This is a genomic window from Paenibacillus azoreducens (genome assembly GCF_021654775.1).
Taxonomy (GTDB): domain Bacteria; phylum Bacillota; class Bacilli; order Paenibacillales; family Paenibacillaceae; genus Paenibacillus_AQ; species Paenibacillus_AQ azoreducens.
The window spans coordinates 4,394,185-4,419,124 of sequence record NZ_AP025343.1 but is presented as its reverse complement, the minus strand read 5'-3'; the positions used below and the strand labels follow the sequence as shown (position 1 = coordinate 4,419,124).

Here is a 24,940-nt window from a genome sequence, read left to right as displayed (position 1 = left end):
ACCTACAGCTGAAGCATTACTCCGCAGGTAATTCAGATGGCCCCTCCTTTGAGATTTATGCACATAACCTTCAAAGGATTTGTACATTTACCGTGGTCCTTCCAAACCAAGAGCTGAATCTAGCAATACTAATAGATATACTGTTCATGCGCTTTTGGCTTCAAATACAGGTAGAAGTGGCTTTGTAGTACACCTAACACTGTGCACGAGCTTCAACGGTGAAGTTGTCTTATTGTCTTGTGTTTATTCGACGCCCCTCTGGTCCTCCGTTAGTCTTTGCTCACGTTACTTCAATTCAAGAAAAGGCACTCACAATAAGAACACAAGATAATGATAGAGCAAATGAACTGGCATCTAGTAGCAGGTGTATGTAGTGGCGATCCTTGTTTAGGTATGCCTAGAGGAGAAGAAACCAACCTGAAAACGTAACCCCGCATTGGTCCGTGAAAGAGAGAGCGCCCTTTGCCTATGTGGCCAAGGACCTACACCGAGTAGCAAGATAGCAACTAATCCAAACCGTCACTTCATATTTCTATAAATACGGACGCAAACGTGAGGTACACATTTACAGGTACCTTAACAGATATACATCGTGAAAGCTTGCACCATCGGGATCGCAGAAGCTTAAGTCATTTTTTATCCCATGGGAAGTGGGATGAACAGTTCCTGAAGCAAGTCGTACGTAATATCGCCTATCAGCAAGTCAAATTCAGCGCCAAACACAATAACAGTCCGATTTTTGTCCTCGTAGATGATACGGTGTGTGTGATAAAACCAAACCTTCGTCACGGGCGGTTGACTCGATCCAGCGTTCAGCCTTTCACCACTCTCATCTCAAGGGCAAGAAGGTCTATGGTCATGCTGTAGTGGAAGCGATGCTTCGGGCGGGTGGTGCTTTGCAGCAGAACGTTATGAATCCAATAGCAAGAGTAAGATTGATCTGGCTTGTGACATGATCCAGCAAGTGCCCAAGTCTCATCACCGAACTTACGTATTAATGGATTCGTGGTATCCTTCAGCCTCTGTTCTTCAGGTGAGTAGCGAGCAAGGGTTCCAAGTCATTAGTGGTCTGAAGACCAATCGCATCATTTACCCCCAAGGGATTCGTCAATCCATTAAAGAATTTGCTTCGTTTATTTCCGAGTCTGATACCGATCTCGTGACCATCGGAGTAGACTCTTACCCTCGTTTATCGATACGAAGGAAAGCTCAATTTGCTGGATAATGGAGTCGTTCTTTTCTGCTGGAAAGAAGGAGAAGAACTGAACCCAAAGCAAGTAAAAGCTTTTCTAAGTACAGATGTTTCTCTAACCAACAAGCAAATTCTGAGCTATTACAGCAAGCGATGGTCGATTGAAACGTATTTTCGAGCGGCGAAGGTCCACCTCGGCTTGGATCGATATCAGGTTCGATCTACGAAAGCGATCGATCGCTACTGGGCGCTACTCTCTTTTGCTTCAATGTGCTGTATTTACAGCGGGCAAGGCAATCTTTTGGATGGGTTGCACCAATATCGATGAGAAAAAAGCAACATTGGATTGAATATGTTTATAAACAAGCTCTATTCGGAGTAGCTCTCGCTCAAATTCAAACACAGCTTAGAGCTGTTTAGGGATACTATCAGCTTTTTTGGATTTACAATTTCTTGAAGTGTTTATTGGCATGTACAGTAACTTATTGATTGTCTCTATTAATGATAATTTTAAAGAAACTCAGTACTGATTATGACATGTTCATACTGGATCGGCGTCAAGGATACTGGAGAAATAATTATTCACATCGATGTCACTATCCATCTTGTTTATTAGCATATTCAGGCTTTCTTCAAAAAGTAGAATTTTTATTGAATCATACTGATCATACTGCTTTCCAAATCGTGTGCATACTACTTGATCTAATTTAAGATTTCGTTCTTGAAGTTTCTTCTTACAATCTTGAACTACTCTATAACTGAAATTAATGATGGTGTAGTAGTAACCATTGTCATAACCCCAATACCAGTTATACGAATTGTGTTGCAATACCCGGTTGAAGAAGAAAAGAAGAATATCATTGCTAATAGTATTGTCAACACTTATTATAGCGCGGTCAATTGCGGTTTTCAGCATGGCATGCATAGTTGCAGCTACACAATTATATGAGTACTCAAGAGGAGACCCATGTCTTTCAGACAAACCTTTTGCAACAGAGAGAAAGTCTACATACCGATTATAATTCTTTGGTTCAATTGATAGATAATTAATAACACTATCTAAAACATCTTTAGTAAACATACTATGAAAAAGATTAGCCTTACTATTACGTAATTGATTAGACACATCCTTTTGAGCAACCTGGTAAGAACTAATTGTTTTGATACAATTACTAAAAATCTGAATACAAGCGGGGACGTAAAACTTGTAATAGTTAGATTCTTTAGCTGTTGAAAATGCTAAAGAATTGATATAGGGAACATTATTAATGCGACATTCTTTCATAACATCCTGAACAGGTTTAATTAGTTCTAAATGTTCTTCACACACATCTGCATATAAGCGTCTAATCGAACAATCTGGATTTTTATTAAATTTGATCAGCCTCGATAAGTAATCTTCCACTGAATCGATGGAAGTTATGTTTACCTCGTCTTCATTGATTGCATGTTTTCCTATGAATAACACGGGTAAGTGTTTGTAATCTTGACAGACTTTGATTAGGCCTTGTAGTATTACTGGAGATGGTGTTTCATTTTTCCCTACTATTATGATAGCGTCTGCACCCGCAAATGGGATGACTCTCTCAATGTCATCTTGATCTCCAAGCCCTCTAGTATCAACAATTCTTAATTCATCAATATCGTTTACCTTCATTTGAGTATATAATTCTTTATTTGCAGGCACTTGCATTGTTATACGATTAAAGAATGTATTTGGATTGTTTATTATGTCGAAAACTTCTTTAAGAGATTTACCGTTAAGATACTCTTTAGCATAGTCATTGATGAGTTGTTCATAGTTATCACTTGATCTATCCAAAGTTTGCATAACTTCAATATTGCTCAGAAATGCTTCAAATTCGGGATCCCCCAAAAAAACTAGATCAGAATCTTTAGAATATTTAATGTTACAAAAAACTGAATTAACCGTTATGTATTTATAATCTCCAAAAAGATATTCTATAGTTACTTTTGTAGTACCAGCATGTCCATCCTTAGATGAAGCATACTTAAGCTCGTTTGGGGATTCTGCCAGATGGCGGATAAGTGTGCTTTTACCACAACCTGATTCTCCTATAAAAACTATCTTTACTTCTTGTTGATTGTCCACATTCTATACCCCCTAGAAAATTTTCATTTATTGAAACCCTTTATATTGATGGAACTATAATCCAATTATCAATATACCATGACTATAGTCTTGCTGTATAGATCTTTAGTACTGATACATTCCAGAGAATGAGATTTAAAAACATTTCTTGATACATCAGCTACTAATAATTTATTTCTATATCAGAATCGTTATTAACGAAAATTCAAGAGCATTTTATATAAGCTGGTTATATTCGGAGAGAATGTGGGAAATTCATATGTAGTGATCACGTTGAAATGGTATTCGCATACATATCGGTGGGCTATGGGAAATCTGAAAAGATCAATTCTAATGTAAACAAAAGAGCATCTTCTTTACATGTTGCAAGAAGATGCTCTAAAGTCTCTTATTATGAGATTCTTAGTTTTATAAAGTAGGAAAGTAGTTACTTGGCGTTAATTTTCCAGCTTTTATTCTTCCCCGGTCGCGATCGGATTCTCGCTGTACGAAATCCAGTCGCTCCAGCTTCCCGAATACAGCTTTACATTTTCGTATCCCGCTTCTTTTAGTCCAATGAAGTTCGGGCAGGCGGAAACGCCTGAGCCGCAGTATACAATGATTTCTTTATCCTGAGGGAACTCTTGATAATGCTCCTGCAGCTGGTCCGCCGCCATCCATTTTCCGTTCTCATCCAGCAGCAGCTTCCAAAACTTGTTTTTGGCGCCCGGGATATGGCCGGCGGCTTTGTCCATTGTTTCTTCAAGTCCTTGATAGCGGCGGGGGTCACGTGAATCGATCACGATGACATCATCTCTGCCCGCTGCTTCCCGTACATCCTCCATGCTTGCAAGCAGTTCGGGATGAAGGGTATAGCTGTAGCTTGCCGGTACGCGGATCGGTTGATCCGCGGATACCGGGTATCCGGCGGCCTTCCAAGCGCTGAAGCCTTCGTCCATGACATAGGCCGGTCCATGTCCGAGATATTTGAGCAGCCAATACAAGCGGGAAGCATACATGCCGCCTTGATCATCATACGCGATCACCCGCGTTTCGGGAGTAATTCCTTTTTGGGCGAGGGTACGGCTGAGCTGCTCCGGATCGGGCAGCGGATGGCGTCCGCCATGTTCGCGGACAGGGGAAGAGAGATCTTTTTCCAAGTCCAGATATACGGCTCTGGGAATATGCTCCTCCTCAAAAGCCTCTCTTCCCGCTTCCGGCTGCCCCAGCTCGAACCGGCAGTCTACAATTGTTACATCCGGTTCATACATGCGGGCGAGCACCCAAGGTTTGCTTACTATTGCATTCATTCAAACACACCGCCTTAGCATAATTGGTATTAAGCGAAATCGATAAACAAATGAATATCCTCATTATATATCAGGGTATCGTAAAATTCGATTCAGACGCTGGCGGGAAGAATATTTAGACTCACTCAACTCTAACGGACACAGCGGACGCTATAGAGCGCAATTTTAACTAATATGATTTTTAACGGACATAGCTGCAGCTATTTAGTGAAAATTGTCCCTTTTGGGGTCGATTCACAGCAATTAAGCGCTGTAGTGACCGTTAAAATTTGAAAATGGCTGTTTTTTACGAATTAGCGTCCATGGTGTCCGTTAAGTTTAGCATGATCGAATTTCGGACTTTGTTTTCTGCTTGAAGGGCCAAAGGGTTAGCTCGCAAACTCTAAAGAACACATCGTCTGCTATGTTTGAGTGCTAGGTAAATATTGGTCATACGGCTAAGATCATAATTTGACTTGACATAATGCTAAAATCAATTTAAAGTAATACCCACGGGGGTATTTATGAGAGTGAAGAAACGGGATGGTTGCCCGTCTTGAAAAACATCCGCTACATGCGGCCCTCGCTTCTTAGAAAGTTCGTCGATAGACGTTTTTTTTATGGGCCCAATAATACCCTATGGGGTATAAAACAAAGAGGAGGCTGTCAACATGTCAAAACAAAGTTGGATCGATATCATGCCTGAGGAAGTGGAAAATTGGCTCCGCAATCCACGCCGGGATGTGCAATTCATTGATGTGCGCGAACTGGCCGAGTACCGGGAGGGGCATATCAAGGGAGTCAAGCTGATTCCGCTGAGCCAACTTGAGGTTCGTTATGATGAAATCGACCGCAAGAAAGAAACCGTTGTGATCTGCAGAAGCGGAGGCCGCAGCCGTCAAGCCTGTGAATTTCTATCATCTTACGGGTACCGCAAGCTTTACAATATGTCCGGTGGAATGCTGGCCTGGCAGAGTGAAACGGTAATAGATTAATCAGTGGCTTTTCGTTTTCGATACAACATGAACCATTGCTTTTTGCAGCATCTATACAATATTGAAGAGGTGAAGGTAATGAATATCAAAGTTGACCGGGTTGTGGATGCCAAAGGATTGGCTTGCCCAATGCCGATTGTCCGCACCAAAAAAGCCATTAACGAGTTAAACGCCGGTCAGGTGCTTGAAATCCAGGCTACCGATAAAGGCTCTGTAGCCGATATTCAGGCTTGGTCCCAATCGACAGGCCACCAATTTTTAGGGACGCAGATAGAAGATAACATCTACCGTCATTATGTCCGCAAGTCGGAGCCGGATGACATCAAGGAAGAAATTACGTTTTCGCATGCCATCCGGAATGAGGAGCTTGAGGAGCTGCTGGAGGAAAATGGTGACATTCTTGTGTTGGATGTCCGCGAGCCTGCCGAATATGCATTCGGCCGATTGAAAGGCTCCATAAATTTACCTCTGGGAGACCTGGAACAGCGCATGGGCGAGTTGAATCCCGGGGATGACATCTGCATCATTTGCCGGACAGGCTATCGCAGCAGCCTGGCGGCCCATTTTTTAAGTGAACAAGGATTCAAACATATTAAAAATGTCGTTCCAGGCATGTCCCAGTGGACAGGACCTGTAGAACGCGATTAGGAGGAAAATAAAATGGCAATGAAAGTAGCGATTATCGCAGCGAACGGTGGAATGTTTGACGCATACAAGGTTTTCAATATCGCAACCGCGGCAGCAGCAAGCGACGCTGAAGTAGGCATCTTTTTTACTTTTGAAGGATTGAACTTGATTCATAAGCAGGCTGTAAAACAGCTGCCGATGCCGGCTGGAGCCGAGCATTTTGCCGAAGGCTTTAAGAATGCCAATGTGCCTTCCGTTCCTGAACTTGCGGCTATGGCGCAAGAATTGGGCGTGAAAATGATCGCCTGCCAGATGACGATGGATGTCATGAGCTTGAAAGAAGAAGATTTTATGAACGGAATTGAAGTGGGAGGCGCAGCGACCTTTATCGATTTTGCCAAGGATGCCAACATTAGCTTATCGTTCTAATACCAATGAGGAGGAGAAACGATGACTGAAAAGACAACACAAACATCACTCGCAAAAATGACGGCGCACGAACTATCGCAAATTATCGCCGGCCGGGAAGAGCTGTTTATTTTGGATGTACGCAATTGGGCGGAATTTAACGACTGGAAAATCGAAGGCGAGAAGATTGAAATCATCAATATCCCATACTTCGATCTGCTGGATGATGTGGAACCGGCGCTCGATCGTATTCCTGCCGAAAAGCGGCTGCTTGTTGTGTGCGCCAAGGAAGGCTCATCCAAGTTCATAGCGGAACAATTGGTGGAATCCGGACGCGAAAACGTATATTATCTTGAAGGAGGCATGAAGCTGTGGAGCGAACACTTGGAACCCGTGAAAGTGGGGGACTTGAAGAATGGTGGTGAAGTTTACCAATTTGTCAGAATCGGAAAGGGTTGTCTCTCGTATATGATTTTGTCGGGGGACGAGGCGGTTGTGGTCGACGCTGTCCGCACCATTCAGCCCTTTGTCGATTTTGCCCAAAAGCATGGCGTACAAATCAAACATGTGATGGATACTCATCTGCATGCAGACCATATCTCAGGTGGACATGAACTTTCCCAAGCCACAGGGGCTTCTTATTGGCTGCCGCCGAAAGATGCCGACGAAGTGACGTACCCATATAACGAGCTGGTTGAAAATCGTGATATTCGGATCGGAAACGGCAAAGTAAATATCCATCCGATTTACACGCCAGGCCATACCATTGGCAGCACGTCCTTTTTGGTCGATGAAGAGTACCTTTTGACAGGCGACATTTTGTTTGTTGCTTCCATCGGTCGTCCGGATCTTGCCGGCAAGGCGGAAGATTGGGTTAGTGATCTGCGGAACTCCTTGTACGGAATATTCGGGGGGATGCCGGAACAACTGATTGTTCTCCCCGCCCACTTCGGTAAAATCACGGAGCTGGATCAAAAAGGAACAGTTTCCGCAAAACTCGGCGATTTATTTCATCAGAATCCGGGCCTAAACATTGCGGACGAAGCGGAATTCAGAAAAACGGTAACGGAAAATCTGCCTCCGCAGCCCAATTCATATCAGGAAATCCGCCAGACCAACATGGGGAAAATAAATCCGGATGAAGAACAGCGGCGCGAGATGGAGACAGGTCCAAACCGCTGTGCCGTACATGATAACTAAAAGTCAAGCAAACACTCCGGCCATCGGAGTGTTTGCAGTTATAATAATTAACTGGGATAAATGATTCTGACGTTAAGATGGCTGTATGTTTCCTCCGTGTAATGCTGATTCGGACAGCTCTTGATGCAGCGGAGATGATCCGATTCGGCAATGAGAGGTTCCGAACATTTAGGGCAGCGGTCCTGAAACAAATGTTTGATTTTGGTTAGCAATCCCACTCACCATCCTAATCCTATTGAATTACTGGGTATTATGTATATATTATAACTCCTCTTATTGATCATGTGTAGAATTTTTCGAAAATTGTTTTTCAAATTGATGAGCTTGGCAGAGGAGGTGCTTCTTAAATGGATGTATTCGGATATATCATCATGTTTTTAATTGGCCTGATAGGTTCTTTTCTCTCGGGTTTGCTGGGAATCGGCGGAGCGATTATTAACTACCCGCTGCTGCTGTATGTTCCGGGGCTGTTTCATGCGGGCGGTTTTTCTGCCAAAGAAGTTGCCTCGATCAGCATGTTTCAGGTTTTCTTTGCCTCGCTTGCCGGTGTTCTTGCTTACAGAAAGCAGAGCAGCAAAGAAAAGATGCTCATCCATAAGGGGCTGGTTGCCAATATGGGGATCAGCATTCTGATCGGCAGCCTGTTAGGAAGCGTCGGTTCGAGATATCTTCATAGCGATACGATTAATATCGTATACGGTGTATTGGCCGTCATAGCTGTTATTTTAATGATGGTGCCCAACCGGGGAAGCAGGGAAGAAGAGGCTTTGGAGTCTTTAGCTTTTAATCCGGTTGTCGCGTCAGTTGCGGCGCTTTTGGTTGGGGTTGTATCCGGTATTGTCGGAGCGGGCGGTTCTTTTATCCTTATTCCGATCATGCTGACGCTGCTGCAGATTCCCATCCGTATTACGGTGGCATCTTCACTGGCTATTGTGTTTATCTCGGCTATCGGCGGAGTTACCGGGAAACTGATCGGCGGAGGCGTACCTTTTCTACCGACGCTTTTTACGGTGATCGGCAGTATCTTGGGTGCGCCTATAGGCACGCGGGTGAGCCGGCATTTGAATGTGAACTACTTGCGGATCGCCCTTGCTGTTTTGATTGCGGCCACGGCTGTCAAGATCTGGTGGGGAATCATCCTGCCGTAAATACCGTAAGGATAGACACCTTAAAGCATCAGGTGCTCGTCCTTGCGGTATTTTCGTATGAGGACTAAAGCAGAATTTTCCGATACCAACGATTATTCAACCGTATAAACTTTTTTTCAACCATGGGCATGTGAAGTAAAAACGGCAGTCCATACGAAAAGATAACGATTGTCGTCTTGATCCTTCTCTGGGTACAATTCAATCACGCAAGACCAATCCATTACCAGGGGGGAATGCAAACATGAAGCAGGTTAAAGACGAAGGTATTCAGGATGCCGGCAGGTATAATCGTGAACCGCAGCTGACCCAAAAACGCTGTGAAGAAGCGATGGCTTTTATTTTGAAGCAGATAGACCGTAATCTTGAAACATTCAAAGGCACGTTTCCTTCCGAAGCCAGCACAAACAATGTTTACAGGCAGGTGGGCAATACGGAATGGACGCCGGCCTTTTGGACAGGGATGTTGTGGCTTGCCTATGAGACGACAGGTGATGAGAAATACCGTCTCGCAGCCGAACAGCAGCTGGGCAGCTACAAGCAGCGGGTGGAAGAACGGCGTTACACAGATACGCATGATTTGGGTTTTCTTTATACGTTGTCATGCGTTTCAGCTTACAAACTGACCGGCAACGAAGAGGCCAAAGAATTTGCCCTGGCAGCTGCCGAGCTTCTTTACATCCGCTATTTGGATAAAGCGGGAATCATTCAGGCTTGGGGGAATTTAAGCGATCCGAGGCAGCAGGGCCGCATGATTATCGACTGCTTGATGAATCTGCCGCTGTTATATTGGGCGAGCGAAGTGTCCGGGGACCGCAAATACGATGATGCCGCAGCTTCCCATGTCCGGATGGCCGCACAATATTTAATTCGGGAGGATGCATCCAGCTTCCATACCTTTTATATGGATACCGAAACGGGTGAGCCGAAATATGGCTCCACCGCCCAAGGATACGCGGATGATTCCTGCTGGTCGCGCGGACAAGCTTGGGGAATATACGGTTTTCCGCTGTCTTACCGTTACACGGATGATTTTGAGTTGATTGAATTGACGAAGAAAATTACGAATTATTTCCTTAACCGGCTGCCGCAGGACTATGTCAGCTATTGGGATTTGATTTTTACGGACGGCGAAGAAGAGAGGGACAGTTCCGCCGCTGCCATTGCGGTTTGCGGCCTGTTGGAAACCGCCAAACATCTGCCGCTGACCGATCCTCATAAACGGATATATGAAAACGCGGCCCTGCTGATTTTGGAATCTCTGATCGATAACTATATGACATGCGATACGCCGGAATCCAACGGCATTTTACTGCATGCGGTGTACAGTAAGCCGGGAAATACCGGCGTGGATGAATGCTGCATTTGGGGCGATTATTTCATGTATGAAGCTCTCGTCCGGGCCGCCAAAGACTGGAAGCCATACTGGTAGGAGGGAGCAGGGGCGATGGAAGAAGCAAACAGTGTACCGAATGCAGCCCATGCTGCGGGGACTAATGTAAGAGATCGGCGCACGGCATGGTGGACAGAGTCCAGATTCGGCATGTTCATCCACTGGGGGTTATATGCGATTCCGGCGCAAGGCGAGTGGATCATGTATGGACAGAAAATACCGGTGCATGAATATGAAAAGCTGGCGCAGCAATTCAATCCGACGGAATTTGATGCCAAAGCATGGGTGTCCCTGGCAAAGGAAGCGGGGATGCGGTATATCGTCATTACGGCCAAACATCATGACGGCTTCGCGATGTATCACTCGAAAGCAGATCCTTTTAATATCGTGGACAGGACGCCTTTCCGGCGCGATCCGCTGAAAGAGCTGGCCGAGGCGTGCCGGGAAGCGGGCATGGTCCTATGTTTCTATTATTCACATGTGATCGACTGGCACCATCCGCATGCCGTCCATAAAGAGCATAACAATACATGGGATTACAAGCTGGAGGAAAAGCGTTTCTCTGAATACTGGGAAGGCAAAGCGAAACCGCAATTGAAGGAGCTTTTGACGGAATACGGCCGGGTCGGTTTATTATGGTTCGATACGGCCGGGGGGTTGTCCGAAGAGGACAGCAAGGCAATCGTGCAGCATGTGCGGAGTCTCCAGCCGGACTGCCTGATCAATTCCCGGGTTTCGCATTATATGGGCATGGGTGATTACGTGTCCAAAGGCGACAATGAAATTGGAATGAGCGGCGAAGATACGAGGCCTTGGGAAACGCCGATGACGCTGAACCAGTCATGGGGGTATACAACCCGGGATCAAATCTGGAAAACGGCGGATGCATTAATCCAAAAGCTGGTGAATGTCATCGGAAAAGGCGGCAATCTGCTGCTGAATGTCGGGCCGACTCCGCAAGGGACCATCCCGGAACTTTCGGTGGAACGGCTGCGGGAAGTGGGAGCGTGGATCCGGCGCAATGCGGAAGCGATATACGGCACGGAGGGAAGCCCTTTCCCTTGCGAGCCGGATTGGGGTGCGATCACGGCCAAACCGGGCAGGTTGTATCTTCATATCCACAACACCAAATGGCCGGCGGACGGTTTGCGGCTGTGCGGCATCCGGAATAAAATATTGCGCGCCTATCCATTGGCTGACCCAAACCAAGCGGGTATTGCAGCCCTGCAGAGCTATGACGGGAACCTGGACCTGCATACATTAACACTTCATTTGCCGCCGCAGCCGACGGACCAGCATGTATCGGTCATTGTGCTGGAACTTGAAGCGGAAAATGACTTCGACCGTATGCTGACCCAAATGCCGGACGGCATTTTTCAGCTGGATATGCCGCATGCCGCAATCCATATTCTCCGGGAAGCCGACGAAGAACAAGGGCTTCCGGCGCTGCGGAGCGCGGGATGGACCTTTAAGCTGATTGAGCCGGGAACGTATGAATTGATGCTGGTCAGCTTCAAACGGTATGATCAACAATGGTCCGATTTATATCCTGAACCCCTCCTGGTTGAAACGGCCGGGCAAAATATCGTCAAAGATTTGATGGAAGACGCGGCGGATGAGCATTCACCGTCCTGCCAGCATCCGTATACCGCCGTTTTGTCCCGGATCGGACGCGTTACCTGGAATGAAGCGGGGATGCAGACGCTTGTGATCGGTTCATCCAAGATTAAGGACCCCTCACCCCGGTTTACGGAAATCTGGCATGCCGATCCGGTTAAGCTTCGGGCCGTTCGGCTTGTGCGTATAGAGGATGAGAGGGGTTATGGCGGCAGTTAAAGGCTGATGAAAGGAAGTGCGGAAAAACCGCGTCACGACAGGCTTTTTCGCCTGAATGAACATGAACGATCTTAAAAAAAGATAGAAAAACGAAAAATCGTCAGTCCCGAAATCTTACGAAAATACAAGGCTGATGAAAAGTTCGCTGTTTCTTGCGAAGCAGACTGTTTCCTATACTTTGGATACCGGCTTGATCGAAATAAAACCAAAGTCCGGCGATTTAGCAACAATCAAAAAGGAGGCGCTTACATGAAGGGGAAAGGCAAAAAATTAGGAACCATGTTATTAGCAGCTACTTTGGTTTTATCACTTGCAGCATGCGGAAACGGTTCCGGGAATGGCGAAACCAAAGGGGAAACATCCGCGTCGGAAAAACAGGCGGGAGAGGCGCAAAAGCTGACGAATCTCACTTATTGGGTTAGCATGCATTCCGCGGCAGCGGCACAAATGAAAACCTATGCCGAAATGGGGATGTACAAAGAACTTGAGAACATTACCGGCGTGAAAGTGGAATTCCAGCATCCGCCGACAGATTCGGCCCAAGCGCAAGAGCAGTTTAACCTGATGATGGTTTCCGAAAAGCTGCCGGATGTCATTGAAACCTCATGGATTGGATACCCGGGGGGACCCGAGAAAGCAATTCAAGACAATAAAATCATTAAATTAAATGATCTGATCGACCAATACGCCCCGAATTTGAAAAAGCTGCTGGAAGAGCATCCGGATTGGAAAAAGCAGGTGACGACGGATGACGGGAGCTTGTATATGTTTCCGTTTTTCCGCGGCGGCGAAAAAGTCCGGGTATTCTACGGACCTTCGATCCGCAAAGACTGGTTGGATAAGCTTGGACTGGAAGTCCCGACAACGATTGATGAATGGCATGAAGTGCTGAAGGCTTTTAAAGAAAAAGATCCGAACGGCAACGGCAAGGCTGATGAAATCCCGCTTTATCTCACCAAGGAAGACGTGAGTGTCGGCGCTCCTTTCCTGGGTGCCTGGGGTATCAATTATGGCTTTTACCAAATGGACAATCAAGTGAAATACGGCCCGATCCAGCCGGAATATAAAGAGTTCCTGACCACGTTGAACCAGTGGTATAAGGAAGGTTTGCTTGATAAAGATTTTGCGGCACCTAACGATAAACTGTTCGACGCCAAAATGACGGGCAACCAACTGGGAGCGGCCCCGACATACAATGGCGGCGGGATCGGCAAATATGCCAATCTGATGAAAGACAAAGACCCGAACTTCAATCTGGTGGCTGCCCCGTATCCGGTGCTGAAAAAAGGAGATAAGGCGATTTGGGGACAAAAGGATTTTGCCACTAATGGCGTAGGGGCTGCCATCTCGACAAGCAATTCGAACCCGATCGAAACGGTAAAATGGCTTGACTATGCATATGGCGAAAAAGGAGATCTGCTGTTCAACTACGGCAAGGAAGGCGAAGCCTACAAAATGGAAAACGGCAAGCCGGTCTTTTTGCCGGAAGTGCTGAATCCGCCAAGCGGAGTCAGTTTGCAGCAGTCGTTTGCCAAGCATAACCGTTCCACATGGAGCGCGCCGTTTGTTCTGAGCGACGATTTCCAAATGCAATATTTGGCTCTGCCGAACCAGCGGGAAGCGCTGGAGGTTTGGTCCCAGCCGACGGGTGAACGCAGAATGCCGCTCGTGACGCCAACCAAAGATGAAAGCTCGCAATATGCCTCGCTCATGACGGATATTAATACTTACCGCGATGAAATGTTCCTGAAGTTTATCATGGGCGCCGAGCCGCTTGAAAACTTCGATAAATACGTGAAGAAAATCGAGGCTATGGGCATTGAAGACGCAATCAAGATTCAACAGGCAGCCCTTGACCGGTTCAATAAGCGTTAATCATCAAGACAGCGTTTTTGAAGCCCGGGGGATGAACGCTCATCTCCCGGCTTTTCACAAATCGAGAATTACGACATGGAAAGGCAGGGAGACGAATGTGGCAGATATCGAATAAAAAGATGATGAACAAGCCGGCGAAAAGCAGCATGGATCTTTCCAAAGGGCAAATCATACGGAAGGATCTGCGTCGGAACTGGATCATTTACCTGATGGCGCTGCCTGTCATTGCCTACTATATAATTTTTCATTACGGTCCGATGTACGGCCTGCAAATCGCATTTAAAGATTACAGCCCGGCCGGCGGCATTTGGGGAAGTCCATGGGTCGGCTTTAAGCATTTCGACAGTTTTTTTAACGGCATCTATTTCTGGAGACTGATCCGGAATACGGTGCTGATCAATGTCTATGACCTGATTTTCGGATTCCCGTCAGCGATCATTTTGGCTATTTTGCTGAACGAAGTCCGGAGAATGATGTTCAAACGCGTGGTTCAAACGATATCTTATTTGCCGCATTTCATTTCGATCGTGGTTGTGGCAGGCATGCTGTTCGATTTCTTAAGCCGCGACGGCTTGATCAACCAACTGATTGGTTTTTTCGGGGTTGAACCGATCGACTTCCTTAAAGAGGCCGGATGGTTCCGATTTATTTTCGTATCCTCCGGTATTTGGCAGGGCGTAGGCTGGGGCTCCATCATTTATTTGGCTGCGATAGCCAATATCGATCCGACGTTGTATGAAGCGGCCAAAATCGATGGCGCCAACCGTTGGAAACAAATTTTCCATATTACGATTCCCGGCATCATGCCTACGATCGTGATCATGTTTATTCTGAACATGGGCAATCTGCTGTCAGTCGGCAGCGAAAAGGTTCTTTTGTTATACAATCCGCTCACCTATGAAACGGCAGACGTTATTTCCACCTATGTGTACCGCAAAGGTATTTTGGAGGCAAGCTACAGCTTTACGGCGGCGGTCGGTTTGTTTAATTCCGTCATCAGCCTGATTCTGATCGTGTCGGCGAATGCCATCAGCAAACGCGTGTCCGAAAATAAATTGTGGTAAGGAGGCTAAAGCGATGGGCGCACAAACAACAGGTGAAAAAATATTCAACGTCATCAATACCATATTGATGCTGCTGCTTTGCTTTGTTACGTTGTACCCGTTTTTGTATGTTCTGTTTGCCTCCCTAAGCGAGGCATCAAGTTTTATCCAGCATCGGGGCATGCTGCTGAGGCCGCTCGGATTCAACCTGGAAGCTTACAAAGCGGTGTTTGAAAATCCGATGATCACGAGCGGTTACAGGAACACGCTTCTCTACGTTGCGGCCGGAACGACGATCAATCTGTTTATGACGGCACTCGGGGCGTATGTACTTTCCCGCCGTAACTTGTATTTCAAAAACGTGATGATGTTCGGGATCGTACTCACTATGGTATTCAGCGGCGGTTTGATTCCGAATTATATTTTGATCAACAAACTGGGGATGATGAACACGCCGTGGGCGCTGCTGATTCCGGGTGCGATCTCGACGTTTAATCTGATCATTATGAGAACCGCTTTTCAGGGGGTTCCGGTATCACTGGAGGAATCGGCAAGAATCGATGGTGCCGGCGAGTTTACGATTTTGTTTCGCATCATTATCCCATTATCCATGCCGGTAATTGCGGTCATGATTTTATGGTACGCGGTTGGCCACTGGAACTCTTACTTTTCGGCGCTGGTCTATTTGCGCGACCGCACCATGTATCCGCTGCAGCTGGTTTTGCGCGAAATTCTGATCGCCAATTCGACGGATTCGATGTCAACGGGCGTGGCTGCGGACGACAAATACGCAATCGGTGAAACGATCAAATATGCTACGATTATCGTGTCCACGCTTCCGATCATTTGCTTGTATCCATTCCTGCAAAAATACTTCGTCAAAGGGGTATTGATCGGGGCCATCAAGGAATAAAATGGTGACTAAGCCCTGACCATTGCATTATAATGAAGTTATGGATGCGCTTTCATTCGTTAAATGCATAAAATTGGTAGGGGGTATTCTTGTTGAAACGGCTGCTTCGTCCGCTTGGATTTCAAAATTTGAGAAGTGTATGGATGACGATGCTAATCTCCAACCTGGTTCTGCTGCTGATCCCTTTGTCTATGGGGGCTTTCTTGTATACCAAAGTTGAAGCAAGCCTGCAAAATGGGGCAAACCGTTCCAATCAAGCGATGTTGGAGCAGCTCAAGCTGTCTTTGGACAGCAAACTGAACGAAGTGGAAAAACTTGCCCAGCAAATTATTTTTGATCCAAAGCTTGAATATTTATTAAAGCTGAATGAGGACCAAAACAGCCCGGACCGTTATAAATTTGTTGAATTTATGCGGGACACGATGTCCCGGCCGGGCAATATCACCAATTTTGTATTGGATTATTACGTGTATTTCCGCAATAGCGACCTGGTACTTAAGTCCGGTCTTCTAACAGACTCACGCAAATTTTACGATATGTATTATAGCTACCGGGGCATGTCTTACGAGCAGTGGCGGGAAGGGATGCTCACCTCTTTTCATACGATGGCGTACCTGCCCTCCGCTACACTGCTGCGGCGCGCGGAATATGATCCCATGCAAAGCATCGAAAAAACGCCGTTGAACGTGATTACGTTTACGCAATCCCTGCCCGGACGAGACCGGAGGGACATTACCGGCAGTTTTGTCATTTTGATCGATGAAAGCCAAATCAAAGAGATGTTTGCCCAGATTGAATCCGCAAGCGACAGTTCGATTTATATCGTTGACGGCGATGGAAGAACCATCATGGCGTCGGATAAGGACACGCTTCCCTCGCAGCTTTTGTCACGGATCGGCGGGAATGGAGGTTTGTTCAACCAAACCTTGAACGGGGACCCGAAGGTCATTTCGTATACCCCTTCCCAAAAGGAAGGCTGGAAATACGTGTTGGTCACGCCAAGAAGCGTATTTATGCAGCAAGTGATTTTGATTAAAAACTGGACGATCATTTTGTTTTCCTTATGTCTTGCCATTGGTTTGTCGGCCGCTTTTACTTTTACATACCGAAATTACAGCCCGCTGCGAAGAGCGGTGAACGCCATTCTTAGGGGGAAAGATTGGAGCAGCAAACCTTCGGTAAACGAATACGACTTTATTTTGCAAACCATTGAAGGTTCACTTCATGAAGAAAAAACATTGCGCAGCATGCTAGCCCGGCAAACTCCCGTCATTCGTTCCAATTATCTTTCGCGCCTGATCCGGGGGCAAATGGACGTGGATACTTCGGAGAAGGGCGGGCAAGCGCTGAAATTTATGGATATTTCATTTGTAAGCGATTACTTTGCGGTGATCGTTGTTCAACTTGACAGCATTTTAAGGTTTAATGAGGAGCAAAGCGAGGAGAAGTGGGCGCTCGCCAGATTTATCGTCTCCAACATCGGAATGGATATCATACAGGAGCCGCATAAATCTTTTGCTGTTGAGCTGGATCGTGACCGGGTGGCTCTGCTGAGCAACTTTTCGGCGGAACAGCCGGAGGAAGCGGACCAGGTGATCAAAGAGATGGCCGAGTCGCTGAAAAACCTGATCGAGCAGCGTTTCAAAATCGATATTACCGTGGCTGTCGGCCTGCCTCATGCCGGGGCAAAAAGCATTGGCGAAAGTTACGCGGAAGCGACGGCGGCGCTTGAATATCGCATCGTTAAAGGCGGAGGGACCATCATTTATTTTCAGGACATTAAGAACGTCCACTCGCACTACTATTATCCGATCGATATCGAGGTGCAGCTCATCAATTTCGTCCGCAGCGGGGATACGGAAAATGTGCTGAAACTGCTGGACACGATTTATATGATGAATTTTGAGTCGGGCAGCATCACGCCGGAATTCGGCAGATGCCTGTTCTTTAACATCACCAGCACATTCCTCAAGATCATAAACGCGACCGGGATAAACCAGCATGATATTTTGGGGCGGGATATTGATCCCGTGAAGGATATTTTTTCGTATGAAACTGCGGAAGGCATGCATCAAAGAATCAAAAAGCTGTATGCATTGCTGACGGAATCGCTTGTCACGGATCGAACCGATCATAGCGTTCAGCTTCTGCAGGAGATGGAGCAATTTTTGGAGGAAAATGTCACGGACCCGAATATGGGACTCGGGATGATGGCCGATCGTTTTGAGATGACGCCCCAATATGTATCGACTTTTTATAAGAAACAAAGCGGCATGAATTTGAGCGATTATATCGTCAGAAAAAGAATTGAACTTGCCAAACGGCATATGTGCGAGAAGGATCTTACGAATGCCCAAATTGCGCAGCTTGTCGGGTATACAAGCGATGTCGTGTTTATTCGCGCCTTTAAAAAACTTGAAGGAGTGACGCCGGGCAGATACCGCGAGAACATGCTGTCTTATGCTTCAGATGATGCCGGATAACGACCTGCAAGGGACCGCCCCAAAGCCGCTTGACCCAGGGTGGTCCCTTTGTCTGTTATAAAGGAGTGGGACGAAGTATTCCTCCAATCGCTGCCCACCCCGATTATCCTGAATTCATCTTTCGCCGGTGAGAGGATCGCTAACGGACACAGTTGCCGCTATTGAGCTCAAATTCATGCGTTTTGCTTTTTAACGGACACAGCGGCCGTTAACTAGCTAAAAATGTCCCTTTTGGCGATAGTTTACAGCCATTAAGTGCTGTGGTGACCGTTAGAATGTGAAAATCATTGTTTTTTGCGAAATAGCGTCCGTGGTGTCCGTTAAGTGTGTGAACACAAAAGTTGGATTGCAAAAACGGCGGGGTTTTATCGTTCCCAAGGGAACCCGACGCCGAATCTGGCGGCGATGCGTTTGCTTTCCGTTCGCCGAAGTCTTCTCGTCTCGGCACGTTTTGAAGCCGATTGGTTGAGTTCGATTTCTTCGGGGCTCTCCGGAATGACTCCCGGAACGGGCGTAGGACGGTCCAGATCGTCCAAAGCCACGAATGTCAGAAAAGCCGTCACGCAAACTTCACGTTCACCAGTGAGTAGATTCTCGTCGATAACTTTGACGAATACCTCCATCGATGTGTGGTGAGTCCAAGTTACGAATGCTTCCAGAACGACTTCATCATTTGCTTTGACCGGGGCAATAAAATCGATGGAATCCATGGAGGCTGTTACACAGGTGCGCCGGGAGTGCTTCATGGCCGCCCTTGCGGCCACGTCATCGATATACGCCACGAGTTTGCCGCCGAAAAGCGTTCCATGATTATTGGTGTCCGGCGGAAGGACATAATTTGAAAATACGGTTCTTGATTCTTTGCAATATTTATCCGTCATCTATAAAACCTCCATCATTTACCATTTCATTCCTTATTATAAACTAAAATCACTTTATGTATTGGATGAATCACATCTAAGTAATATCGAAGATTTATACAAGCAGGATAAACAATGAATCCAAAGAAAGAAGGCCCCGAAAACGAAGTCTTCTTTCTTAAAAGAATAAGCATTTTGGTCTTTTTAACCTTGGCTTTCAGTGACCCGATCAAGCCATTCCTCAACGGAAACGCTAAATATCCGGCTCTGTTCAATTTGAAGATTATGACCCGCTCGGTCCAGCATCACAAAGCTGGCTCTAGGGTACTCGCATGCAAAATTCCATTGGTTCCGGTATCCGACCACGTGGTCCTGTCGTCCGGCCATAATAAGGACCGGTCTATCGTAAGGAGTATCTAATACCTCAAGTTCCGGAGAAAGATCATACCGAAGACTGATCCGATCCAAAAAGGTTGTATCCGCTGCTCTTATGCCTGAAAGGATTTCCCGTTCAAAGCGGTTCCAGTTGTAATGATCCTGAACGACATGCATACTTGTGAATTTCTCCTTGTCTCTGTTCTGTAGCCGTTCAATAAAATTTTTGTCTTGGGCAATGATCGTAAATTCCGGCGCATCATGTCTGGCTTGCCCGGCTGTCGGACAAATTAGCAACAGTCCCTGAACCTGTTTGAAACGTTTTTTTAACAAGCCTCTTGATAAATATCCTCCGTAGGATTCCCCGGCCAACAAAAAGGGTTCTTGCTGAAATACCTTTTCTACAAAAGCGTCGACGATCTCAAGCATTTCATTCGAACTAAGGATATCATCTATTCCATTTGTCCTGCCCATTCCGGGTAAATCCATATATACCCGTTTCCAATGCGGACGATGAGTAAATATAGGTTCCATACATCCTGTCATTAATCTATGATCACATGAAAAACCATGCAGCATCAAAATGGGCTGTCCTGATCCGAATACCTCATAATGAACCGTCACCGAATCCAATTCGCACTTCATAATCACCCCTCCTCGATAATTCCATAGACATCTATGTAATTATCGTACTCGAAATTTACATAGATGTCTATGTATTAGTCGAAAAAATCAAAGCCGGGAAAAGATCTTCTCCAGCATTGATTCCAATTGCATCTGCTCGCTGTCCGTCAGTCCCCCATAAACGGCCTCATTCAGCCGGTTGGAAACCTCATGAAATACAGGTTCTAGCTGCTTTCCTTTTTCGGTTAAGGATACAAGCGTAATCCTATTGTCCTCATGACTTTTCATTTTGCGAATATATCCCAGCGAGTCCAGCTTATTCACTAGTACGGTAACCGTCGGCTGCGTTCGGTGGATCTTATCCGCTAACGTCTTAATTGGGAGTGCGTCGTGCTGATAAAGGGACCACAGAATGTCTCCATGTGATGAGACAATCCCTGTCACTCCGTGTTTCTCCAGTTCAGACACAATCATGTCGTTGATGGCGTTTCTTATTTTACTAAACATGGTAGCCGCATTATTTTTTATCATCAGTTCATCCTACTTATCATTAATGTCACGATATCAAGTTTGCCTGAAAAACGGGAATTTTACAATAAGAAACGTGATAGTTAACGCTCGGGGAATTGATATTGACTCCGGTTAAAGAATTCATTATGATGGGAATAACTTGTATAGGCGATGGAGTTCGCCATAACCGCCGTAAGGCTAATGACTCCTACCAGTAGAACTTTTCTTTACTGGTAGGAGTCTGTTTTTTTGGAAATTAGGGAACTGGAGAGAGAACATATGGGGTGGATTAGAACTAAACTTTATCGTTTTGCGGAAACGTCAACACCGGCGGCTATTTTGGTTACGTTTCTGAAGTGGATTGTCCTGGGCGGCTGTGTCGGCGTATTGGCAGGTACGTTGTCGGCGTTTTTTCTGGTCAGTTTGGAGTATGTCACCGGACTTCGCAATCATCATCCATGGCTCCTGTTTGGATTGCCGCTTGGGGGAGCTTTAGTCAGCTACTTGTATTTGAAATTCGGGAAAAACAGTTCAAAAGGGAATAATCTGATTTTAGAGCAGATCCATGATGGCGGCGAAGTCATCCCGCTGCGAATGACCCCGCTGGTTTTATTCGGCACTTTAGTCACGCATTTGTTCGGCGGCTCGGCGGGGCGTGAAGGAACCGCGGTGCAAATGGGAGGCAGTTTGGCGGAAACGTTTGGACGGTTGTTGAAAGTGAATAGCGTTGACCGGAAAATCTTATTGATCTGCGGCATCAGCGCCGGGTTCGGCTCGATTTTCGGAACGCCGCTCGCAGGAACGGTTTTCGGAGTTGAGGTGCTCGCCATCGGACTGATTTCCCATGAAGCTTTAGTTCCCGCTTTTATCGCCAGCTTCGTCGGAAATCTTGTCACAAGTTCGTTTTGGGGCGTCTCCCATATTCATTATCACATGGGTAATGTACCGGCAATATCGTTACCGGTTCTGCTTAAGGTGATTGCCGCTGCCGTTTTGTTCGGCTTTGCAAGCTTCCTTTTCAGCGAATTGACGCATTTTCTTAAAAAATGGTACAGCTCCGTCTTCAAAAATCCGATGATCAAAAGCGCGGTTGGCGGTATCGTCATCATCGCTTTGGTATATGCTGTAGGAAGCCGGGCTTACTTGGGCTTAGGCATTCCGCTGATTCAAGATTCCTTCGATAAGTCGGTGCCCGCGCTGGCATTTTTGTGGAAATTGGTTTTCACCTCGCTTACCTTGGGTGCCGGATTTCAAGGCGGGGAAGTTACTCCGTTGTTTGCGATCGGAGCTTCGTTGGGTCACACCTTGTCAGGAATATTGGGGCTTTATGCGCCATTTTTGGCAGCGCTTGGTTTTATCGCGGTATTTTGCGGGGCGACGAACACCCCGATTGCCTGCTTTATTATGGGGATCGAATTATTCGGATCAAGCGGCGCTGTGTATATGTTTATCGCCTGCATCGTCAGCTATCTGGCTTCGGGTCACACGGGCATTTACACCTCACAGCAAATCGGGGTCCCGAAATCGCAGCATCTTCGTTTTCCGTTAGGAACGACGCTCGGAAGCGTCAAGCAGTACAATAAAAAGAAAGGCGGCCGTAAGGAGTCGTAGGCAGAAGAATGATGGTGATCATAACAGGGGGCTCTCGCGTTTAAATATAATCAGTTATTCATAAAATCATAATAAAATGAATTGTACAGGCAAGGTCGCAAATCCGACGGAAAGAGGGATGGAGTTTGAAACAGTTATGGCGTTTAAGCACTTTAATGTTAGCCGTGATGCTTTTTGCCGGATGCGGAGCCGGAGCCGATAAACAGCAGACGGCAGAGCGGGGATCAGATGCCGCAAAATCTCAACAAGGGCAGGGCGGCGCTTCTAACTCCGGCGGGACAAGCCCCCCGGCGGAAGGCGGCGATAAAGGAACAGAGGATGCAGGCAAGGTTCCGAGCGATCCGGTGCTGGAGCAGCTGAACAAGTTGAGTACCGAAGAAAAGATCGGCCAGTTGGTTTTGGTAGGGATGGATGGGACGGCGAGCAGCGATGCGACCCGTGAACTCTTAAGCAAATACCATGTCGGCGGTTTTATTTTCTATAAAAACAACATCGAAAGCACGCAGCAGGCATTGAAGCTGTTTAATGATCTCAAGAAGGATAATAAATCGAACCCCATCCCGCTCTGGATGAGCGTCGATGAAGAGGGCGGGCGCGTTTCCCGTATGCCGAATGAATTCGTGAAAGTGCCGTCCAGCCGGGCGATCGGCTCGAAAAACAGCACAGAGCTGGCAAAAGGAATCGGAAATATCCTTGGCCGCGAGCTTGCGGGGTTTGGCTTGAACATGGATTTTGCGCCTGTGCTCGATGTGAACAGCAACCCGAAAAATCCGGTCATCGGCGACCGCTCTTTCGGCAATAAAGCGGAGTTGGTCAGCCGCCTCGGGATCGCCGCGATGGAAGGCATCAGAGAACAGAAAGTGGTTCCGGTGGTCAAACATTTTCCCGGGCACGGGAATACTTCGGTCGACTCCCATATCGGTTTGCCCGTCGTGAATCATGATCTGGCACGGCTCCGGCAGCTGGAGCTTGTTCCGTTCAAGGCAGCGGTGGAACATCAGGCCGATGTCGTTATGATCGCACATCTGCTGATGCCCCGGATCGATCCCGATCACCCGGCTTCTTTCTCCAAAAAACTGATTACGGATCTGCTCCGGGGCGAGTTCGGGTTCCAGGGCGTCGTAATTTCGGACGATATGACGATGGGAGCCATCGAAAAAAACTATGATATCGGTAAAGCTTCAGTCAACGCGATTTTGGCCGGAGGGAACATGATTCTGGTCGGCCATGATTACGAAAAGGAAAAGACGGCCATTAACGCATTAAAAAAGGCGGTCGAGGGCGGCAGGATATCGGAGGATATGCTGAACAACCGGGTATATGCCATCCTGAAGCTGAAGCAGAAGTATGATATTTCGGACGGGCCCGCCGCAGGCCCCGACGTGAAAAGCATAAACGACGACTTGAAGGCGCTGTTGAAGAAATACGGTTTGCGGAAGTAAAAGAATTGCTCATATGCCAAAAAGCCTCGCTTATGTAAATATATAAGCGGGGCTTTTTGACGGTTTAACATCTATTTGACGTCATGGATATGAAGCAGCGTTTGCCGTTTTCGTCCAGGCCATAACTTGCGGAAATCGATCTCGGAAAATGCAACGCCAAGAAGGACAAGGACTGCGCCGATATATCCCTGCAGCGTGATCGTTTCTTCCATGAAAGCAATTCCGCATACGGTCGCGACAACGGGTTCCAGTGCGAAGATAAGTCCGGTATGGGTTGGCGACGTATATTTTTGGGCAATAGCCTGCAAAACGAAGCCGACCGCGCTGCAAAACACGCCTAGGGCCAGTACCGACATCCAGCCGGAAGTCGTAGCAGGCAGTTCGGGTTTCTCGAACAGCAGGGAGAAGATAAGCCCGAAGAATGCGGTAAAGCCAAGCTGAAGAATGCCCGAACCGATCGAGTCGGTTTTCTTTGCGGCGTGCCCCGTGATGATGATATGTATGGCAAACAGCAAGGCGGCAAGGATGCACCAGACATCCCCGGACTGTAAGGCGGTATGCGGTTTTAATGTAAGCAGCCCAATGCCGACAACGGCCACTGCGATACCGGCGATGATCCGTTTCCCGGGTTTGTTCTTCATGAACAAGGCAGTTAATATAGGCACGAAAATAACCGTCAAGCTCATGAGAAATCCTGCGTTTGAAGTCGAGGTGCTGCGAAGGCCGACTGTGATGCAGGCAAAATGCCCAAACAGAAGGCTTCCCAGCAGCAAAGAGTAATGGATGGTTTTACGGCTCGCATGCAGTATCCTTTTATAAAATAAACAGCCTGCCGCTATAAAAGCCACGCCGAACCGAAGCAGGATCAAATTGAAAGGTTGCAGCGTATCCAGACCGATTTTCATAAATAAATACGAAGTTCCCCAAAACAAGGTGACCAAAAGAATGATTAAATCCGCTTTGTGTTGTTTCATCAAAAGTGTCCCAGCCTTTTTTCTATAATCAAGATTGTGCCTGAATCAGTATA

Annotated in this window: 20 protein-coding genes and 1 riboswitch; of the genes, 14 read left to right on the top strand and 6 right to left on the bottom strand. The window is 46.8% G+C overall.

The window, feature by feature from the left end; genetic code table 11:
* Positions 1-1,214: 1,214 nt before the first annotated feature.
* Positions 1,215-1,520, top strand: coding sequence for a transposase (locus L6442_RS19435; RefSeq protein ID WP_212976709.1), 306 nt, complete (start codon positions 1,215-1,217; stop codon positions 1,518-1,520).
* Positions 1,521-1,733: 213 nt separating this feature from the next.
* On the opposite strand, the gene L6442_RS19430 is transcribed toward L6442_RS19435, so the two are convergent.
* The gene (locus L6442_RS19430; protein ID WP_212976708.1) at positions 1,734-3,305 is read right to left on the bottom strand and encodes a hypothetical protein; all 1,572 of its coding nucleotides are present in this window, start codon (positions 3,303-3,305) and stop codon (positions 1,734-1,736) included.
* 452 nt (positions 3,306-3,757) lie between these two features.
* Positions 3,758-4,594 (bottom strand): sulfurtransferase, encoded by an 837-nt coding sequence (locus L6442_RS19425; RefSeq protein WP_212976707.1) that lies wholly within the window; start codon positions 4,592-4,594, stop codon positions 3,758-3,760.
* A 650-nt stretch (positions 4,595-5,244) separates the two neighbouring features.
* On the opposite strand from L6442_RS19425, the gene L6442_RS19420 reads away from it, so the two are divergent.
* From L6442_RS19420 to L6442_RS19370, 11 genes are all read left to right on the top strand, one after another.
* Positions 5,245-5,568 (top strand): rhodanese-like domain-containing protein, encoded by a 324-nt coding sequence (locus tag L6442_RS19420; RefSeq protein ID WP_212976706.1) that lies wholly within the window; start codon positions 5,245-5,247, stop codon positions 5,566-5,568.
* Between the two features lie 78 nt (positions 5,569-5,646).
* On the top strand, positions 5,647-6,216 hold the full coding sequence (locus L6442_RS19415; RefSeq protein ID WP_212976705.1) for a sulfurtransferase TusA family protein: 570 nt from the start codon (positions 5,647-5,649) through the stop codon (positions 6,214-6,216).
* Positions 6,217-6,228: 12 nt separating this feature from the next.
* The gene (locus L6442_RS19410; RefSeq protein ID WP_194231271.1) at positions 6,229-6,624 is read left to right on the top strand and encodes a DsrE/DsrF/DrsH-like family protein; all 396 of its coding nucleotides are present in this window, start codon (positions 6,229-6,231) and stop codon (positions 6,622-6,624) included.
* A gap of 57 nt (positions 6,625-6,681) precedes the next feature.
* Positions 6,682-7,803, top strand: a complete 1,122-nt coding sequence (locus L6442_RS19405; RefSeq protein WP_373871782.1) for an MBL fold metallo-hydrolase — start codon at positions 6,682-6,684, stop codon at positions 7,801-7,803.
* 347 nt (positions 7,804-8,150) lie between these two features.
* Complete coding sequence (locus tag L6442_RS19400) at positions 8,151-8,951, top strand: sulfite exporter TauE/SafE family protein (RefSeq protein ID WP_212976703.1); 801 nt, start codon at positions 8,151-8,153, stop codon at positions 8,949-8,951.
* A 241-nt stretch (positions 8,952-9,192) separates the two neighbouring features.
* Positions 9,193-10,380, top strand: coding sequence for a glycoside hydrolase family 88 protein (locus L6442_RS19395; RefSeq protein WP_212976702.1), 1,188 nt, complete (start codon positions 9,193-9,195; stop codon positions 10,378-10,380).
* A gap of 15 nt (positions 10,381-10,395) precedes the next feature.
* Positions 10,396-12,177: an alpha-L-fucosidase gene (locus L6442_RS19390; protein ID WP_212976701.1), complete on the top strand. Its 1,782-nt coding sequence runs from the start codon at positions 10,396-10,398 to the stop codon at positions 12,175-12,177.
* A gap of 249 nt (positions 12,178-12,426) precedes the next feature.
* Positions 12,427-14,052 carry an extracellular solute-binding protein gene (locus tag L6442_RS19385; RefSeq protein WP_212976700.1) on the top strand — a complete coding sequence of 542 codons (1,626 nt, stop codon included), beginning with the start codon at positions 12,427-12,429 and terminating at the stop codon, positions 14,050-14,052.
* Between the two features lie 146 nt (positions 14,053-14,198).
* Positions 14,199-15,116, top strand: a complete 918-nt coding sequence (locus L6442_RS19380; RefSeq protein ID WP_373871781.1) for an ABC transporter permease — start codon at positions 14,199-14,201, stop codon at positions 15,114-15,116.
* A gap of 13 nt (positions 15,117-15,129) precedes the next feature.
* Entirely contained in the window at positions 15,130-16,008 is an 879-nt protein-coding gene (locus L6442_RS19375; protein WP_212976699.1) for a carbohydrate ABC transporter permease, read from the top strand.
* 92 nt (positions 16,009-16,100) lie between these two features.
* On the top strand, positions 16,101-18,491 hold the full coding sequence (locus tag L6442_RS19370; RefSeq protein WP_237099991.1) for a helix-turn-helix domain-containing protein: 2,391 nt from the start codon (positions 16,101-16,103) through the stop codon (positions 18,489-18,491).
* A 365-nt stretch (positions 18,492-18,856) separates the two neighbouring features.
* Here L6442_RS19370 and L6442_RS19365 read toward each other — a convergent pair whose 3' ends face one another.
* The 3 genes from L6442_RS19365 to L6442_RS19355 all read right to left on the bottom strand — a co-directional run bounded on the left by L6442_RS19365 (position 18,857) and on the right by L6442_RS19355 (position 20,881).
* The gene (locus L6442_RS19365) at positions 18,857-19,372 is read right to left on the bottom strand and encodes an acyl-CoA thioesterase (protein WP_212976698.1); all 516 of its coding nucleotides are present in this window, start codon (positions 19,370-19,372) and stop codon (positions 18,857-18,859) included.
* 183 nt (positions 19,373-19,555) lie between these two features.
* Positions 19,556-20,371 carry an alpha/beta fold hydrolase gene (locus L6442_RS19360; RefSeq protein WP_212976697.1) on the bottom strand — a complete coding sequence of 272 codons (816 nt, stop codon included), beginning with the start codon at positions 20,369-20,371 and terminating at the stop codon, positions 19,556-19,558.
* A gap of 87 nt (positions 20,372-20,458) precedes the next feature.
* Positions 20,459-20,881 carry a MarR family winged helix-turn-helix transcriptional regulator gene (locus L6442_RS19355; RefSeq protein WP_212976696.1) on the bottom strand — a complete coding sequence of 141 codons (423 nt, stop codon included), beginning with the start codon at positions 20,879-20,881 and terminating at the stop codon, positions 20,459-20,461.
* A 137-nt stretch (positions 20,882-21,018) separates the two neighbouring features.
* A riboswitch (Fluoride riboswitch) is annotated at positions 21,019-21,078 on the top strand.
* Between the two features lie 61 nt (positions 21,079-21,139).
* Between L6442_RS19355 and L6442_RS19350 the strand changes: the two genes are divergently transcribed.
* Positions 21,140-22,471 carry a voltage-gated chloride channel family protein gene (locus L6442_RS19350; RefSeq protein ID WP_212976695.1) on the top strand — a complete coding sequence of 444 codons (1,332 nt, stop codon included), beginning with the start codon at positions 21,140-21,142 and terminating at the stop codon, positions 22,469-22,471.
* Positions 22,472-22,596: 125 nt separating this feature from the next.
* A complete protein-coding gene (nagZ, locus tag L6442_RS19345) occupies positions 22,597-23,913 on the top strand; it encodes a beta-N-acetylhexosaminidase (RefSeq protein ID WP_237099990.1) in 1,317 nt (438 codons plus the stop codon).
* Between the two features lie 71 nt (positions 23,914-23,984).
* Here nagZ and L6442_RS19340 read toward each other — a convergent pair whose 3' ends face one another.
* Complete coding sequence (locus L6442_RS19340) at positions 23,985-24,887, bottom strand: DMT family transporter (RefSeq protein WP_212976694.1); 903 nt, start codon at positions 24,885-24,887, stop codon at positions 23,985-23,987.
* Between the last annotated feature and the right edge of the window lie 53 nt (positions 24,888-24,940).

Excerpts from the sequence above, each read along its gene's own strand:
- L6442_RS19380 (WP_373871781.1), top strand. The coding sequence starts at position 14,199 with ATGGATCTTTCCAAAGGGCAAATCATACGGAAGGATCTGCGTCGGAAC.
- L6442_RS19360 (WP_212976697.1), bottom strand. The coding sequence starts at position 20,371 with ATGAAGTGCGAATTGGATTCGGTGACGGTTCATTATGAGGTATTCGGA.
- L6442_RS19415 (WP_212976705.1), top strand. The coding sequence starts at position 5,647 with ATGAATATCAAAGTTGACCGGGTTGTGGATGCCAAAGGATTGGCTTGC.
- L6442_RS19420 (WP_212976706.1), top strand. The coding sequence starts at position 5,245 with ATGTCAAAACAAAGTTGGATCGATATCATGCCTGAGGAAGTGGAAAAT.
- L6442_RS19410 (WP_194231271.1), top strand. The coding sequence starts at position 6,229 with ATGGCAATGAAAGTAGCGATTATCGCAGCGAACGGTGGAATGTTTGAC.
- L6442_RS19355 (WP_212976696.1), bottom strand. The coding sequence starts at position 20,881 with ATGATAAAAAATAATGCGGCTACCATGTTTAGTAAAATAAGAAACGCC.
- L6442_RS19350 (WP_212976695.1), top strand. The coding sequence starts at position 21,140 with ATGGGGTGGATTAGAACTAAACTTTATCGTTTTGCGGAAACGTCAACA.
- L6442_RS19385 (WP_212976700.1), top strand. The coding sequence starts at position 12,427 with ATGAAGGGGAAAGGCAAAAAATTAGGAACCATGTTATTAGCAGCTACT.
- L6442_RS19340 (WP_212976694.1), bottom strand. The coding sequence starts at position 24,887 with ATGAAACAACACAAAGCGGATTTAATCATTCTTTTGGTCACCTTGTTT.
- L6442_RS19365 (WP_212976698.1), bottom strand. The coding sequence starts at position 19,372 with ATGACGGATAAATATTGCAAAGAATCAAGAACCGTATTTTCAAATTAT.
- L6442_RS19390 (WP_212976701.1), top strand. The coding sequence starts at position 10,396 with ATGGAAGAAGCAAACAGTGTACCGAATGCAGCCCATGCTGCGGGGACT.
- L6442_RS19395 (WP_212976702.1), top strand. The coding sequence starts at position 9,193 with ATGAAGCAGGTTAAAGACGAAGGTATTCAGGATGCCGGCAGGTATAAT.
- L6442_RS19375 (WP_212976699.1), top strand. The coding sequence starts at position 15,130 with ATGGGCGCACAAACAACAGGTGAAAAAATATTCAACGTCATCAATACC.
- L6442_RS19405 (WP_373871782.1), top strand. The coding sequence starts at position 6,682 with ATGACGGCGCACGAACTATCGCAAATTATCGCCGGCCGGGAAGAGCTG.
- L6442_RS19425 (WP_212976707.1), bottom strand. The coding sequence starts at position 4,594 with ATGAATGCAATAGTAAGCAAACCTTGGGTGCTCGCCCGCATGTATGAA.
- L6442_RS19400 (WP_212976703.1), top strand. The coding sequence starts at position 8,151 with ATGGATGTATTCGGATATATCATCATGTTTTTAATTGGCCTGATAGGT.